Raw genomic sequence first — 14,008 nt, 5'->3', positions numbered from 1 at the left:
AGCCTTCGGGTGGGAGGAGGACCTTCGATAGTAAGCCTACTGTGCTTCGGCTCCCGGCGGTGCTGCTTCCCCTACGGGACGGAGGATGGTTGCGAGCCACGCGTCGGCGGCACCGAAGGCGTCGTCGGAGGTGTGGCGTTCGACGGCGGGCGAGCGGCGGTCCGCGCGCGGGTAGGACCCCAGGAAACGGAGCCCCGGGCTGATACGGTGCAGTCCCTTCAGCGCGTCGGCGATCCGGGCGTCCTCCACATGCCCGTCGGCGTCCACGCTGAAGAAGTAGTCGCCGAGGAACTGGCCCGTGGGCCGCGACTCGATGCGGCTGAGGTTCACGCCCCGCGCCGCGAACTGGTCCAGGATCTGCATCAGGGCCCCCGGGCGGTCCTCCGGCAGGGGGATCACGAGCGTGGTCTTGTCAGACCCGGTGCGCTGCGGCAGGGCATCCGGCCGCCCCACGAGGACGAATCGCGTGACGGCGTCGGTCACGTCGCCGATGTCCGTGCCGAGGACCGCGAGGCCGAGGCGCTCGGCCACGAGGGGCGAGCAGATCGCCGCGTCGTACCCGGCCTCCGCGGCGGACCTGCGGGTACCACTGCGGGCGTCGCTGTCTGCGTCTCCGCCGGGACCCGCCCCGGAGTCCCCCTCGGCGAGGCCGTAGGCGGCCGCCGCGGTCGAGGACGCCGGGAAGTATTCCGCGCCGGGTACATATGTGTCGACCCAGGTGCGGCACTGTGCCCAGGCGTGGCCGTGGGTCGCGATGCGACGGATCCCACCGAGCTCCGCCCCCTGCCGGGCCGCGAGCACGAACGTGATGGGGACGAGTTCCTCCCGCAGGATCCGCAACGGATCGCCGACGGCGATGGCGTCGAGGGTGGCGCTCACCCCGCCCTCCACCGAGTTCTCGATGGGCACCATCGCGGCATCCACGGCCCCCGTCCGGACGGCGTCGAGCGCGGCACCCACCGTCGACGCCGGGACGCGGCGGGCGGACCCCGCCCCCGGCACCTGCAGCAGTGCGGCTTCCGTGAAGGTGCCCTCCGGGCCCAGGTAGGCGAAGGAGGAACTGTGCGGACGGGTCACAGGACCGTGGGCTCGCTACCCGTCTCGGACACCATCGGCTTGCCGGCCTCGAGCCACGCGCCCATGCCACCGCTGACGTTGAGGGCGGTGTAGCCGTTGCCCTCGAGCCACTCGGCCGCGCGCTGGGAGCGCCCCCCGCTGCGGCAGATGACGTGCAGGTCCTCGTCCGGGTCCAGCTCCTCGAGCCGGGCCGGGAGCTGCTCGAGCGGGATGTGCAGGGCGCCGTCCACGTGGCCCGCCTCCCACTCGTAGTCCTCGCGGACATCGAGGATCCGCGCGTCGCTGGGCACGGCGGTCACCGGTACGTTCTGGGGTTCGCTCATGGACCCACCCTTTCACGGCGCGGCGCGGCACCGCCATCTCCCCGCCCGCCGGGTGGCGGGACCGGGCTCCTATAGTTGTCCTTGTCGTGGCCTGCGGCGCGATCGGCGCGCGACGGCCCGCTGCCGACTGGAGCCCCATGAGCGAACTGCACGAACTCTCAGCACTCACCCTCAGGGACGCCCTGGCACGCGGGGCGGTCGGGGCCCGCGAGGCGACCGAGCACTTCCTGCGGCGCATCGACGCCCTGGACCCGGAGCTCGGGGCCTTCGTGACCGTCACCCACGACGACGCGCTGCGGGCGGCCGACCACGCGGACGCCCTGCGCAGCTCGGGGGCGCCACTCGGCCCGCTGCACGGCGTGCCCCTGGCCCACAAGGACCTCACCGACGTCGGCGGCGTGAGGACGACGCTCGGCACGGCCGCGCTCGACCACGCCGTCGCCGAGAAGGACGCACCCCTCGCGGCGGTCCTCCGGCGCGCCGGCGCCATCAGCCTCGGCAAGACCCAGGTCCCGGAGTTCGGGCTGAGCTGCTACAGCGAGAACCTCGTGGCGCCCCCGGCGCGCAACCCCCTGGATCCGCGCCTCAGCCCGGCCGGCTCCTCGGGCGGCAGCGCGGCGGCGGTGGCCGCCCGCATGATCCCGTTCGCGCCCGGCACCGACGGCGGCGGGTCCATCAGGATCCCGGCGGCCGCGACCGGACTGGTGGGCCTCAAACCCAACCGCGGTCGCGTGCCGTCCGGCTCGGGCCAGGCCGACCTCGGCCAGTTGGTCGTCGCCGGCCCGCTGGCCCACTCCGCCGTGGACGCGGGCCTGCTCCTCGACGCCCTGGTGCGGGAGCCGAACTACAGGCCGACGAGTGCCGCGTCCCGCTACCCCGGGTCCTTCACCGAGGCCGCCCTGCGGGCGGAGGGCCGCTTCCGGATCGGCGTCAGCACCGCCTCGCCCTTCTCCAGCGCGATGGACATCGCCCTCGACAGCGCGGCGACCGACGCGTTCCACGCCGGGATCCAGCTACTGCAGCAGGCCGGGCACGACATCGTCGAGGCCGACCTGAGCTACGACCATCGCTACCACGATGCCTTCCAGCTGGTCTGGACCGCCGGGCTCGCCGCCGCGCCCATCCCGGACGACCGCGAGGACCGGCTGACGGACATCACGCGGGTGCTGCGCCGTCGCGCGCTGGGCCGGACGGCCGCCGAGCTCGTCGGCGCCGTCGAGGTGCTGCGGCAGTTCGAGCTGGACAGCATCGAGCAGTACTCCCGCTACGACATGGTCCTGACGCCGGCGGTGGCGATGACGCCGCGACCCCTCGGCTGGTTCACGGACGCCGACGGCGACACCGACTACCTCCGGCAGTGCCAGTACTCGCCCTACACCTCGATGGTCAACGTGTGCGGCCTGCCGGCCGTGACGGTCCCCACGCTGCGCCTCCCGGACGGCCTGTCGATGAGCGTGCAGCTCATCGGCCGCCCCGGGGAGGAGGCCCAGCTCCTCGCCGCGACCGCGCAGATCGAGGCCCTCCTGCAGCGGCCGGATGTTTTGCGCTTCTCCCACCCGAGCGGCACCATGGAGTAAGTGAGTACAACCAAGCAGACCCCCGCCACCGGCGGGAAGACGTTCTTCGGTCACCCGCGGATGCTGGCAAACCTCTTCAGCGTGGAGCTGTGGGAGCGGTTCTCCTTCTACGGCATGCAGGCACTGCTCCTGTACTACATGACCTACTCCCTGGCCGAGGGCGGCCTCGCGTTCGACGAGGTCACGGCGGCAGGGCTCGTCGGAGCCTACGGCGGCGGCGTGTACCTCTCGACCATCCTCGGCGCCTGGCTCGCGGACCGCGTCCTCGGGTCCGAGCGCGTGCTGTTCTACTCCGCGATCATCATCATGTGCGGGCACATCGCCCTCGCCCTGCTGCCCGGCGTGGTGGGCCTGGCGATCGGCCTGGTCCTCGTGGGGGTGGGCTCCGGTGGCCTGAAGGCCAACGCCTCCTCGCTCGTCGGCACGCTCTACGCCCCCGGCGACGACCGCCGTGACGCCGGCTTCTCCATCTTCTACATGGGCATCAACATCGGCGCCCTCGTGGGGCCGCTGCTCACCAACCTCGCATGGGACACCTACGGCTTCCACGTCGGCTTCGGCCTCGCCGCGATCTGCATGGCGGCCGGGCTCGTCCAGTACGCCGTCACGCGCAAGAACCTGCCGCCCGCCGCGCACGAGATCGAGAACCCCCTCCCGCGGTCCGCGTACCCGCGCCGGATCGTCGTCGCCGTCGTCGCCGTCGTCCTGATCGGCGGGGCCCTGGCCACCGGACTCCTCGACGCCGGGAACCTCGCCAACGTGATGGCCTACACCGCGATCGCGGCGACCGTCGCCTACTTCGCGGTGATCCTCACGAGCAGCAAGGTCTCGGCCGTCGAGCGCCGCCGCGTCTACTCCTTCATGCCCCTGTTCGTCGCCAGCGCCGCCTTCTGGTCCCTGTTCCAGCAGCAGTTCACCGTGGTGGCCCTGTACTCCGAGAGCCGGCTGGACCGGGACCTCTTCGGCTGGGAGATGCCCCCGGGCATGGTGCAGTCGATCAACCCGGTCTTCATCATCCTCTTCGCCGGCGTCTTCGCGACCCTCTGGACCCGCCTCGGCAGCCGCCAGCCGTCGTCGCCCGTGAAGTTCTCCTTCGGACTGATGGTCATGGGACTCGCCTTCCTCGCGTTCATCCCCTTCGCGGGCGGGGGACCCAACAGCACGCCGCTGATCGGCCTGGCCGCGATCCTGCTGCTGTTCACCTGGGCGGAGCTGTTCATCTCGCCCATCGGCCTGTCCGTGACCACCAAGCTGGCGCCGGAGGCCTTCCGTACGCAGATGCTGGCCCTGTTCTTCCTCTCCATCTCGCTGGGCACCACGGTGTCCGGCCTCCTCGCCGGGTTCTACTCCGAGGAGAACGAGGTGCCCTACTTCGCGTTCAGCGGCGTCACCGCGATCATCCTCGGCGGGGCGCTCCTCGCGGGCGCACCGGCCATCCGGAAGGCCATGAGCGGGGTCCGGTAGCGCTCCACCGGTGCCGACCGGCCCGGCCCCGCGTCCCGCCAGGACCCGTCCCGCATCCGGGCGGGTCCTGTTGCGTCGACGCCCCTGATCCAACAGACTTCTACCCACCGGTAACATCCGTGCCGGAAGCTGCTGCAGACGTACCGGAGATCGAAGGAGATCGCGTGCCGAACCTCGCCAACAACCTCGTGGCCACTGCGACGAGGAGCCCCGCGGCCGTCGCCATCAAACTCGACGACGTGGAGGTCACCTTCGGCGCCCTCGAGGTCCTCAGCCAGAAGGTCGCCACTCTTCTCGCCGAGCACGGCGTGCAGCACGGGGACCGGGTGGCCCTGATCATGCCGAATATTCCCCAGATGGCATTCGTCTACTACGGCGTCCTCCGGGCGGGCGCCGTCGTCGTGCCCCTCAACCCGCTGCTCAAGGGGCGCGAGGTGGCGTACCACCTGACCAACTCCGGGGCGCGGCTCGTCTTCGCCTGGGAGGGCGTCCTCGCGGAGGCGCAGGCCGGCGCGGAGGAGTCCGGCGCCGGGACCGGCGATCCCGTGACAGTGGTCGCCGTGGACAGCACGGCCTTCATGCAGCGCGTCTCCGGCGCGGAGCCCACACCGGGCGTGGTGGAGCTCGACGGCGAGGACACCGCCGTCGTGCTCTACACCTCGGGCACCACCGGCCGGCCCAAGGGCGCCACCCTCTCCCACGCCAACCTCGCCCGCAACACCGAGATCTCCCGGGACCTCATGGGCACCGCCGAAGGGGAGGTCCTGTTCGGCGGCCTGCCGTTCTTCCACATCTTCGGGCAGACGTGCGCGTTGAACGCGGCCGTCCTCACCGGCGCCACGGTGACCCTGCTGCCGCGCTTCGAGCCGGGCAAGGCACTCGAGATCATCGCCCGGGACCGGGTCACGATCTTCGAGGGCGTCCCCACGATGTACATCGCGATGCTGCGCCACCCGGCCGTCACGGACACGGACCTCTCCTCCGTCCGGGTCGCCGTGTCGGGCGGCTCGGCCCTGCCGGTCGAGGTGCTGCACGAGTTCGAGCGCGTCTTCGGCGCGGACCTGCTGGAGGGCTACGGGCTGTCCGAGACGTCCCCGATCGTGAGCTTCAACCGGGTGGGGCACCTGCGCAAGCCCGGCTCCATCGGGACGCCCGTGGACGGCGTCGAGGTGCGCATGCTCGACCCCGAGGGCGCCGAGGTGCCGCAGGGTGAGGTCGGCGAGCTCGCCGTCCGCGGGCACTGCGTCATGAAGGGCTACTGGGACAACCCGGACGCCACCGAGGCGGCGATCCCCGACGGCTGGTTCCGGACCGGCGATCTCGCCCGGATCGACGAGGACGGCCTGATCTTCATCGTGGACCGCAAGAAGGACGTGATCCTCCGCGGCGGCTACAACGTGTACCCGCGCGAGGTGGAGGAGGTGCTCTACGAGCACCCCGCCGTGGCCGAGGCCGCCGTGATCGGCGTCCCGGACGACCTGCACGGCGAGGAGATCGTCGCGGTCATCGGCATCAAGGCCGAGCACGCACCGGCCGACGACGCCGCCCGCGAGGCGCTCGGCGCCGAGATCGTGGACTTCGCGAAGGAACGCGTCGCCGCGTACAAGTACCCCCGCCGTGTGGTGCTGGTCGACGCCCTGCCGAAGGGCCCCACGGGCAAGATCCTCAAGCGCGAGATCAAGGTCTAGCCGAAGCGGCCGGCGCTGAAGACGCCGTAGACCTGCGCGGCGGCCTCCTCCATCAGCGGCCCCGCCCTCCGGATGAGCTCCTCGAGCGCGGTGGGGCCGGTCGCGAGGGAGAACGCCGCCGCCAGGCCGGCGCCCTGCACCTCGGCCGCCGTGAGCTGCACACGCCCCGCGATCGCGACGACGGCGCAGCGTGCGGGGGCGTTCCCGACGACGGCCTGCACCACCTTCCCGCCGAGCGACTGCGCGTCGAGGGATCCCTCCCCTGTGAGGACGAGGTCCGCGTCGGCGAGCGCCCCGGACAGCCCGACGGCATCCGCCACCAGGGCAGAGCCGGGCACGATCTCCGCCCCGAGGAACGGGACGAGCACGGCGGGCAGGCCGCCCGCGGCGCCCGCACCGCGTACCTCCAGCATCGACGTGCCCGTGGCGTCCTCCACGACGCGCGCGAGGTGGGCCAACCCGGCATCGAGCACCGCGACCTCGTCCGGCGTCGCACCCTTCTGCGGACCGAAGACGGCGGCCGCGCCGCGGGGTCCGCAGAGGGCGTTGTCGACGTCGACGGCGATGCGCCAGCGGACGCTCCGGGCGCGGGGGTGCAGGGTGTGGGTGTCGACCGACGCCAGGGCCGCGAGGGCGCCGCCTCCGGGTGGGAGCGGCCGGCCGCCGGCGTCGAGGAAGCGGGCGCCGAGGGCGGAGAGCAGCCCCGTGCCGCCGTCGGTGGTCGCGGATCCCCCGATGCAGAGGAGGATCTCCTCGGCGCCGTCGTCGAGGAGGCGGGCGGCGATCTCGCCGACGCCGTAGCTCGTCGCGGTGAGCGCATCGAGGGGGAGATCGGCGACCAGGGGCAGGCCGTTGGCCTCCGCCGCCTCGAGGACGCCCCGGACCGGGAGGCCCGACGCCGCTTGCGGCGCCGAGATGCCGTAGCGCGCAGTCCGCGCGCGGCCGGCGGCGTCATGGCTTCGCGTGGTCCGCGCCTCGACGGACCACGCGGTGAGGAGCGCGTCCAGCGTCCCCTCGCCGCCGTCGGCGAGAGGCGCGAGGACGACGTCGGGTGCGGGGTGGCCGAGGCGGGCGGCGGCCGCCGTCACGCCCGCGGACATGGCGAGGGCAGCCTCCGCCGCGGGGAGGCTGCCCTTGAGGGAGTCCGGTGCGAGGACGATCCTGAGCGGGCGGGGGGTCGCGGGCGTGGTCACCCCCTCACCCTAGCCGCGGTCCCCGGAGGGACCGGAGAGGCAGGCGGGTCCGCCGTCAGTCGCCCGGACCGCCGCCGTTGTCCACCTCGAAGTCGGGGGCTATCTCGTCCTCGGTGCCGGGTCCGCCGTAGCCGCCGGCCGTCTGCTCCTCGAGCGTGCCGGCCTCCTCAGCGCCCTGCTCCTCGGGATCGCCGGTGGGGGTGTCGCTGGAATTCTCGCTCATGGTGGTGCCTTCCGTGATGCGTCTGCCCCCTGACCGGGTGCTGATACTCAGCTTACTGATGATCGGGTGGCGGGCAACCGGCGGATGTAATCGTGCGCTTTCTTTGGCATGCTGGGGCCATGGCTAACCGAGCGGGCACCGTAGCCCTCCCCAGCGACCTCGTCGACGTGACCAAGCTGCTCGACGCGTACTTCGACGTCGAACCCGATCTCGGGGATCCCGCGCAGCGCGTGGCCTTCGGCACCTCGGGGCATCGCGGTTCGTCGCTGAAGTCCTCCTTCAACGAGGGACACATCGCGGCGATCACGCAGGCGATCGTGGAGTACCGCGCCGGGCAGGGCATCACGGGGCCGCTCTTCGTCGGCAAGGACACGCACGCCCTCTCCGAACCCGCGCAGAACACTGCCCTGGAGGTACTGGCGGCCAACCGGGTCAGCGTCCTCGTCGATGCGCGCGGCGCCTACACCCCCACGCCGGCCGTCTCGCACGCCATCCTCGCGTACAACGCGTCACGCACGGAACGGGCGGACGGCATCGTCATCACGCCGTCGCACAACCCCCCGGGCGACGGCGGCTTCAAGTACAACCCGCCGCACGGCGGCCCGGCCGACTCGGACGCCACGAACTGGATCGCCGACCGGGCCAACGTCCTGCTGGAGGGCGGCCTGCGGGACGTCAAGCGCGTCCCGATCGCGCAGGCCCGCACGGCTGAGGGCATCAGCAGCTACGACTTCCTGCAGCACTACGTCGACGACCTCCCGTCCGTGCTGAACCTCGACGCCATCCGGTCGGCGAACGTGCACATCGGCGCGGACCCGATGGGTGGCGCCTCCGTGGACTACTGGGGCGCGATCGGGGAGCGCCACAACCTGAACCTCACCGTGGTCAACCCGACCGTGGACCCGCAGTGGGCGTTCATGACCCTGGACTGGGACGAGAAGATCCGCATGGACTGCTCGTCGCCGTCGGCCATGGCGTCGCTGATCGGGCGCGCCACGGAATTCGACATCGCCACCGGCAACGACGCCGACGCCGACCGCCATGGCATCGTCACCCCGGACGCCGGCCTGATGAACCCGAACCACTACCTCGCCGTCGCCATCCAGTACCTCTACGCGAACCGCCCGAACTGGCGCGCGGACGCCGTGATCGGCAAGACCCTCGTCTCGTCGTCGATCATCGACCGCGTGGCGGCGGACCTCGGCCGCGTGCTGCAGGAGGTCCCCGTGGGCTTCAAGTGGTTCGTGCCCGGCCTGCTGAGCGGCGAACTCGCCTTCGGCGGCGAGGAATCCGCCGGAGCCTCCTTCCTGCGCCTCGACGGGACCCCCTGGAGCACCGACAAGGACGGCATCCTCCTGGCGCTACTGGCCTCGGAGATCACCGCCGTCACGGGCAGGACGCCGTCGCAGCACTACGCCGGACTGACCGACCGCTTCGGCGCGCCCGTCTACGCGCGGATCGACGCCGCGGCCACCCGCGAGCAGAAGGCGGCGCTGGGGAAGCTCTCGCCGTCGGACGTCACCGCCACGACCCTCGCCGGCGAGGAGATCACCGCCCGCCTGACGGAGGCCCCCGGCAACGGCGCCCCCGTGGGCGGGCTCAAGGTCACCACCGAGAACGCCTGGTTCGCGGCCCGGCCCTCGGGCACCGAGGACGTCTACAAGATCTACGCGGAGTCCTTCCGGGGCGAGGAGCACCTGAGGCAGGTGCAGGCCGAGGCGAAGGCCCTCGTGGACGGCGTCATCAGCTGACCGGTCAGAGGAGCCTGCGCAGCAGCCTCCTCTTCAGCGGCCCGAAGGGCGGGTAGGCGAGGCGCAGCGTGTCCACCCGTGCGGGCTTCGAGAACACGGGCTGCAGGTGGCTGAAGGTGGCGAAGGACTGCCGGCCGTGGTAGCTGCCCGTGCCGCTCGCCCCTACCCCGCCGAAGGGCAGCCCCGGCACCGCGAGCTGGATGGTGCAGACGTTGTGCGCCAGGCCGCCCGCCTGGACCCGCTCCGTGAACGCATGGAGGTCCTCCTCGCGGTCGCTGAACAGGTAGGCGGCCAGCGGGTGCGGACGGGCCCCGATGAAGTCGATCGCCTCGTCCAGGTCCTGCACCTCGAGGAGGGGCAGCAGGGGGCCGAAGATCTCCTCCTGCATGAGGGTCGAGCCGGGGTCGACGTCGCGCAGGACCGTCGGTTCGAGGTACCGCTCGGCGCGCTCGTGCCGTCCGCCGGAGACGACCGTCCCGTCGGCCAGAAGGCCCACCAGGCGGTCGAAGTGGCCGTCGTTGATGATGCGCCCGTAGTCCGCGGAGGTCCTCGGGTCGCTGCCGTAGAACTCGCGGACCGCGTCCGCGAGCGCCCGTGCGAGGACGGGGGCCGCAGCCGGGGTCGTCAGGACGTAGTCGGGGGCCACGCAGGTCTGGGCGGCGTTCATGAACTTCCCGTAGGCGATCCGCCGTGCCGCCGTGCGGAGGTCGCCGCCCACCACGACGGCGGGCGACTTGCCGCCCAGCTCGAGCGTGACGGGCGTGAGGTGCTCGGCCGCCGCCCTCAGCACGATCCTGCCCACCCGTTCCCCGCCCGTGTAGAAGACGTGGTCGAACGGCTGCGCCAGCAGGTCCGTGCTGGCCTCGGGACCCCCCTCGACGACGGCCACGGCCTCCGGATCAAGGTACTGCGGGACGAGGCGGGCGAGCACCCGGGACGTCGAGGCGGCCAGCTCGCTGGGCTTCAGCACTGCCGTGTTGCCCGCGGCGAGCGCGCCGACGAGGGGGGCCAGGACGAGCTGGAGCGGGTAGTTCCAGGGTCCGATGATCAGGACGACGCCGAGGGGACGCGCCTGGGCCCAGGCCCGGGCAGGGCGCAGCCCGCCCGGTACCGGGATCCTCTCGGGCGCCATCCAGCGGTCCAGGTTCTTCAGTGCGTAGTCGGCTTCGGCCCGGACGACGGCGATCTCGGACAGGAACGCCTCCGTGCTGCTCTTGCCGAGGTCCTCCTGCAGGGCACGGGTGAGCTCCTCCTCCCGTTCGCCGAGGAGCCGGAGGAGCGCGTGCAGTTGTCCGCGGCGCCAGGTGGCGGACCGCGTCGCGCCGGAGCCGAAGTAGCGGCGCCGGCCGTCGAGGAGCCGTGCGGCACCCATCAGGTCGTCCTCCGGTCCGCGGAGGAGTCGCCGGGGCGCCCGGTGAAGTGCTCCATCGAGCCGTACACCCTGAAGACGCGTCCGGCGACGACGTCCCAGACGGGTTGGGGCAGGAGGTTCCGGAGCGTCCCGGCGAGCTGCACGGTCCAGGGCAGCTGGACGCGGGCCCGGCCGGCGAGCATGCCGCGCCAGGCCTTGTCCACCACGTACCCCGGCTCCATGAGCGGCGTGAGGAGGGGACCGCGGGCTCCCTCGAACATGCCGGTCCTGATGTAGCTCGGGATGAGGGTCGTCACGGCGATGGGGTGCCCGGCCGCCACGAGTTCGAGGCGGAGCGAGTCGCTCCAGCCGATCACGGCCCACTTCGACGCCGCGTACACGCTCATCCTGGGCACGGCGAGGGTCCCGGACGCGGACGCGACGTTGAGGATCCTGGCCGGGGTGCCGCGCTCCATCATCGCGGGGAGGAAGGCACGCGTGACGTGCATCGGGCCGCCGGCGTTGATGCGCAGCGTGAGGTCGATGTCGGCGTCGTGGTCGTGCTCCCAGAAGTACTTGCCGCGCACGATCCCGGCGTTGTTCACCAGCACGTCCGGCACACCGACCTCGGCGAGGACCGCCCTCGCCGCCGCCCGGACGGACTCCGTCGACGCGATGTCCACCACATAGCTGTGCAGCGTGGACGCCTCCGCCGTGAGGCCCGCGACCACCTCCTCGAGGGCCGCGCCGTCCACGTCCCACAGCACGACGGCGGCCGCCCCTTCCCGCACGGCGCGTTCGGCGTACAGCCTGCCCATGCCCCTCCCCGCGCCGGTCACCAGTACGGTGCGTCCTCGGACCGTGAGTACCATCGCCTGCCCTTCTCCTCGGGAAGTAGCAACGTAACATCCCGGTCACGTCCTGCCGATAGGATTCCGGGAAACCCCTCGCCCCTTCCGGAAGGCATGTCCATGAGCTCACGAGGTATCGGCTGGACCCAGCACGGGGACGGCAGGAACGTCCTCCCCGGGCGGTTCGTCGCGCCCGAGGAACGCCTGAGCTGGCCGAGGACCGTCGGCATCGGCGCCCAGCACGTCGTCGCGATGTTCGGCGCGACCTTCCTCGTCCCGCTCATCACCGGGTTCCCGCCCTCCACGACCCTGCTGTTCTCCGGCATCGGGACCATCCTGTTCCTCGTGATCACGGCCGGGAAGGTGCCGAGCTACCTCGGCTCCAGCTTCGCGTTCATCGCGCCTATCGCGGCGGCGCAGGCGCAGCACGGCGCGGCCGGCGCCCTCGGCGGCATCATCATGGCCGGCGCCGCCCTCGCGATCATCGGCCTGGTCGTCCACACCGCGGGCGCCCGGTGGATCCAGGTCGCCATGCCGCCGATCGTCACCGGCTCCATCGTGGCCCTGATCGGCCTGAACCTGGCCCCCACCGCGAAGGCGAGCTTCGAGCAGGCACCCCTCACCGCCCTCGTCACCGTCGTCGCGATCCTGCTCGTCACGGTGCTGTTCAAGGGCATCCTCGGGCGGCTCTCCATCCTCGTCGGCGTCCTCGCCGGCTACGTCGTCGCGATGATCCGCGGTGAGGTCGACTTCGCGGCGATCGGCAACGCCGCGTGGATCGGCCTCCCGGACTTCTCGGCGCCCGAATTCCACCTGTCCGTCGTGGGGCTCTTCGTGCCCGTGGTGCTCGTGCTCGTCGCGGAGAACATCGGCCACGTGAAGTCGGTGGCGGCGATGACGGACCGGGACCTCGATCCCCTGACCGGGCGCGCACTGATGGCGGACGGGCTCGCGACCATGATCGCCGGCGCGGGAGGCGGCTCCGGCACCACCACGTACGCCGAGAACATCGGCGTCATGGCCGCCTCCCGCGTCTACTCGACGGCTGCGTACTGGGTCGCGGGGATCGTCGCGATCCTGCTGAGCCTCTTCCCGAAGTTCGGGGCGCTCATCGCCACCGTGCCCGCCGGGGTCCTCGGCGGCGCGGGCGTGGTCCTGTACGGCATGATCGGCATCCTCGGTGTCCGCATCTGGGTGCAGAACCAGGTGAACTTCTCGAACCCCATCAACCTCTCGACGGCGGGCGTGGCGCTGGTCATCGGGATCGCCGACTTCACCTGGGTCATCGGCGACCTGACCTTCGCGGGGATCGCCCTCGGAACGGCCGCGGCGCTCGTGATCTTCCACGGCATGACGGCGATCGCCAGGGCGCGGGGCAGCGAACACGTGGCCGGCCCGGAGGACCTCGAGTCGAGCGACCACGGGAGCAGGCCCTCCAAGCTCGGCTGATGCGGTGTAACAATGAACGCATGCGTCACTCCGTCACCCCGTCCAGCGGCCGATGAACCCCCTCGAGGTGTGGGCGTCCCCTGAATGGAAAGCGGAGGCGGACCAGTGGATCGACGCCGCGCTGGAGGCCTTCGGCGTCCGGCGGCTGGGCCCGTCCCACCAGCCGCGCCTCCGCCTGTGGTCCACGCAGCTGACCGTTCCGACGGACCACGGGACGCTGTGGTTCAAGGAGAACAACCCGGGGCAGCTGGCGGAGGCCTCCATCATGTCCCTGCTCGGGGAGCTGGCGCCGGACCACGTGGCGGCGCCCCTGGCGATCGAGCCGTCCCGCGGATGGATGCTCACCGCCGACCACGGCGCCACCCTGGATAGCCTGGACCCGGACGACCCCGCCGCCTGGTCCCGCATCGCGGGGGACTTCGCCGACCTGCAGCAGCTCGTCGCCCCGCACGGCGAACGGCTCACCCGGGCCGGGCTGGTCCTCATGAATCCCGAGGTGGCCGCGAACTTCGTCGAGAACCAGCTGCTGCTCCATACGGGGCTGCCGGCCGGGCACCCGCTGTACCTGTCCGCGGAGGAGGCCGACGCCGTCGTGCGCGGCCTCCCCGCCCTCCACAGCGCCGTGGACACGCTGCGCGGCATCCCGGTACCCCTCTCGCTCGACCACAACGACCTGCAGGCGCGGAACTGCTTCCTCCCCGGGGCGGACACCGATCCGGTGCGGTTCTTCGACTTCGCCGACGCCTACTGGGCGCACCCGTTCAGCGCCCTGCTCGTCCCGGTCACCGAGATGTGCGGGCGGTGGGGCACGACGGCGGACGACCCGCGGATCCAGGCCGTGATCGGCACCTATTTGGAGCGGTGGACGGCCTACGCCCCCCTCGCGGACCTGCGTGCCGCCGTCGAGCCCGCGCTGAGGCTCGCCCGGGTGCACAGGTACGGAGCCTGGCTGCGCCTGCTGGTGTACGCCGACGACGCGTCGATGCGCTCGTACGCGCCTGCCGCCCTGCACCACCTGAGGACGCTGGCCGGGCCGGTCCTGCGGGCATAGGGACCCCGGC

General features: G+C 72.0%; 12 protein-coding genes. 6 read left to right on the top strand and 6 right to left on the bottom strand.

Annotation, left to right across the window (positions count from 1 at the left end; genetic code table 11):
- Positions 1–36: 36 nt before the first annotated feature.
- Both ACX80K_RS09500 and ACX80K_RS09495 read right to left on the bottom strand, forming a co-directional pair.
- Positions 37–1,077, bottom strand: coding sequence for a prephenate dehydratase (locus ACX80K_RS09500; RefSeq protein ID WP_459271614.1), 1,041 nt, complete (start codon positions 1,075–1,077; stop codon positions 37–39).
- Positions 1,074–1,400: a rhodanese-like domain-containing protein gene (locus ACX80K_RS09495; RefSeq protein ID WP_459271613.1), complete on the bottom strand. Its 327-nt coding sequence runs from the start codon at positions 1,398–1,400 to the stop codon at positions 1,074–1,076. Before ACX80K_RS09495 ends, ACX80K_RS09500 begins: the two co-directional genes overlap by 4 nt.
- A gap of 137 nt (positions 1,401–1,537) precedes the next feature.
- Here ACX80K_RS09495 and ACX80K_RS09490 point away from each other — a divergent pair, with 137 nt between their 5' ends.
- The 3 genes from ACX80K_RS09490 to ACX80K_RS09480 all read left to right on the top strand — a co-directional run bounded on the left by ACX80K_RS09490 (position 1,538) and on the right by ACX80K_RS09480 (position 6,129).
- Positions 1,538–2,977, top strand: coding sequence for an amidase (locus ACX80K_RS09490; protein ID WP_459271612.1), 1,440 nt, complete (start codon positions 1,538–1,540; stop codon positions 2,975–2,977).
- Positions 2,978–4,441 carry a peptide MFS transporter gene (locus ACX80K_RS09485; protein WP_459271611.1) on the top strand — a complete coding sequence of 488 codons (1,464 nt, stop codon included), beginning with the start codon at positions 2,978–2,980 and terminating at the stop codon, positions 4,439–4,441. It begins immediately after the preceding gene.
- 164 nt (positions 4,442–4,605) lie between these two features.
- Positions 4,606–6,129, top strand: coding sequence for a long-chain-fatty-acid--CoA ligase (locus tag ACX80K_RS09480; RefSeq protein ID WP_459271610.1), 1,524 nt, complete (start codon positions 4,606–4,608; stop codon positions 6,127–6,129).
- On the opposite strand, the gene ACX80K_RS09475 is transcribed toward ACX80K_RS09480, so the two are convergent.
- Complete coding sequence (locus ACX80K_RS09475; RefSeq protein WP_459271609.1) at positions 6,126–7,322, bottom strand: glycerate kinase; 1,197 nt, start codon at positions 7,320–7,322, stop codon at positions 6,126–6,128. The two genes, ACX80K_RS09480 and ACX80K_RS09475, sit on opposite strands and share 4 nt — an antisense overlap.
- 55 nt (positions 7,323–7,377) lie before the next feature.
- Positions 7,378–7,545: a hypothetical protein gene (locus ACX80K_RS09470; protein ID WP_459271608.1), complete on the bottom strand. Its 168-nt coding sequence runs from the start codon at positions 7,543–7,545 to the stop codon at positions 7,378–7,380.
- Between the two features lie 119 nt (positions 7,546–7,664).
- Between ACX80K_RS09470 and pgm the strand changes: the two genes are divergently transcribed.
- Positions 7,665–9,296, top strand: coding sequence for a phosphoglucomutase (alpha-D-glucose-1,6-bisphosphate-dependent) (pgm, locus tag ACX80K_RS09465; RefSeq protein ID WP_459271607.1), 1,632 nt, complete (start codon positions 7,665–7,667; stop codon positions 9,294–9,296).
- A 4-nt stretch (positions 9,297–9,300) separates the two neighbouring features.
- Here the strand turns inward: pgm and ACX80K_RS09460 are convergent, their stop codons facing one another.
- Both ACX80K_RS09460 and ACX80K_RS09455 read right to left on the bottom strand, forming a co-directional pair.
- Entirely contained in the window at positions 9,301–10,668 is a 1,368-nt protein-coding gene (locus ACX80K_RS09460) for an aldehyde dehydrogenase family protein (RefSeq protein ID WP_459271606.1), read from the bottom strand.
- Positions 10,668–11,519 carry an SDR family NAD(P)-dependent oxidoreductase gene (locus ACX80K_RS09455; RefSeq protein WP_459271605.1) on the bottom strand — a complete coding sequence of 284 codons (852 nt, stop codon included), beginning with the start codon at positions 11,517–11,519 and terminating at the stop codon, positions 10,668–10,670. Before ACX80K_RS09455 ends, ACX80K_RS09460 begins: the two co-directional genes overlap by 1 nt.
- A gap of 99 nt (positions 11,520–11,618) precedes the next feature.
- Here ACX80K_RS09455 and ACX80K_RS09450 point away from each other — a divergent pair, with 99 nt between their 5' ends.
- Positions 11,619–12,947: a uracil-xanthine permease family protein gene (locus tag ACX80K_RS09450; protein WP_459271604.1), complete on the top strand. Its 1,329-nt coding sequence runs from the start codon at positions 11,619–11,621 to the stop codon at positions 12,945–12,947.
- A gap of 52 nt (positions 12,948–12,999) precedes the next feature.
- Entirely contained in the window at positions 13,000–13,998 is a 999-nt protein-coding gene (locus ACX80K_RS09445) for a hypothetical protein (RefSeq protein ID WP_459271603.1), read from the top strand.
- Positions 13,999–14,008 lie beyond the last annotated feature (10 nt).

Source organism: Arthrobacter sorbitolis (assembly GCF_054510995.1).
Note: the sequence above shows the minus strand (reverse complement) of the source record. Positions and strands in the feature narration are given on the sequence as shown.

Bases quoted from the DNA above. Each gene is read 5' to 3' on its own strand.
- ACX80K_RS09495 (WP_459271613.1), bottom strand. From the start codon at position 1,400: ATGAGCGAACCCCAGAACGTACCGGTGACCGCCGTGCCCAGCGACGCG.
- ACX80K_RS09490 (WP_459271612.1), top strand. From the start codon at position 1,538: ATGAGCGAACTGCACGAACTCTCAGCACTCACCCTCAGGGACGCCCTG.
- ACX80K_RS09470 (WP_459271608.1), bottom strand. From the start codon at position 7,545: ATGAGCGAGAATTCCAGCGACACCCCCACCGGCGATCCCGAGGAGCAG.
- pgm (WP_459271607.1), top strand. From the start codon at position 7,665: ATGGCTAACCGAGCGGGCACCGTAGCCCTCCCCAGCGACCTCGTCGAC.
- ACX80K_RS09460 (WP_459271606.1), bottom strand. From the start codon at position 10,668: ATGGGTGCCGCACGGCTCCTCGACGGCCGGCGCCGCTACTTCGGCTCC.
- ACX80K_RS09455 (WP_459271605.1), bottom strand. From the start codon at position 11,519: ATGGTACTCACGGTCCGAGGACGCACCGTACTGGTGACCGGCGCGGGG.
- ACX80K_RS09450 (WP_459271604.1), top strand. From the start codon at position 11,619: ATGAGCTCACGAGGTATCGGCTGGACCCAGCACGGGGACGGCAGGAAC.
- ACX80K_RS09445 (WP_459271603.1), top strand. From the start codon at position 13,000: ATGAACCCCCTCGAGGTGTGGGCGTCCCCTGAATGGAAAGCGGAGGCG.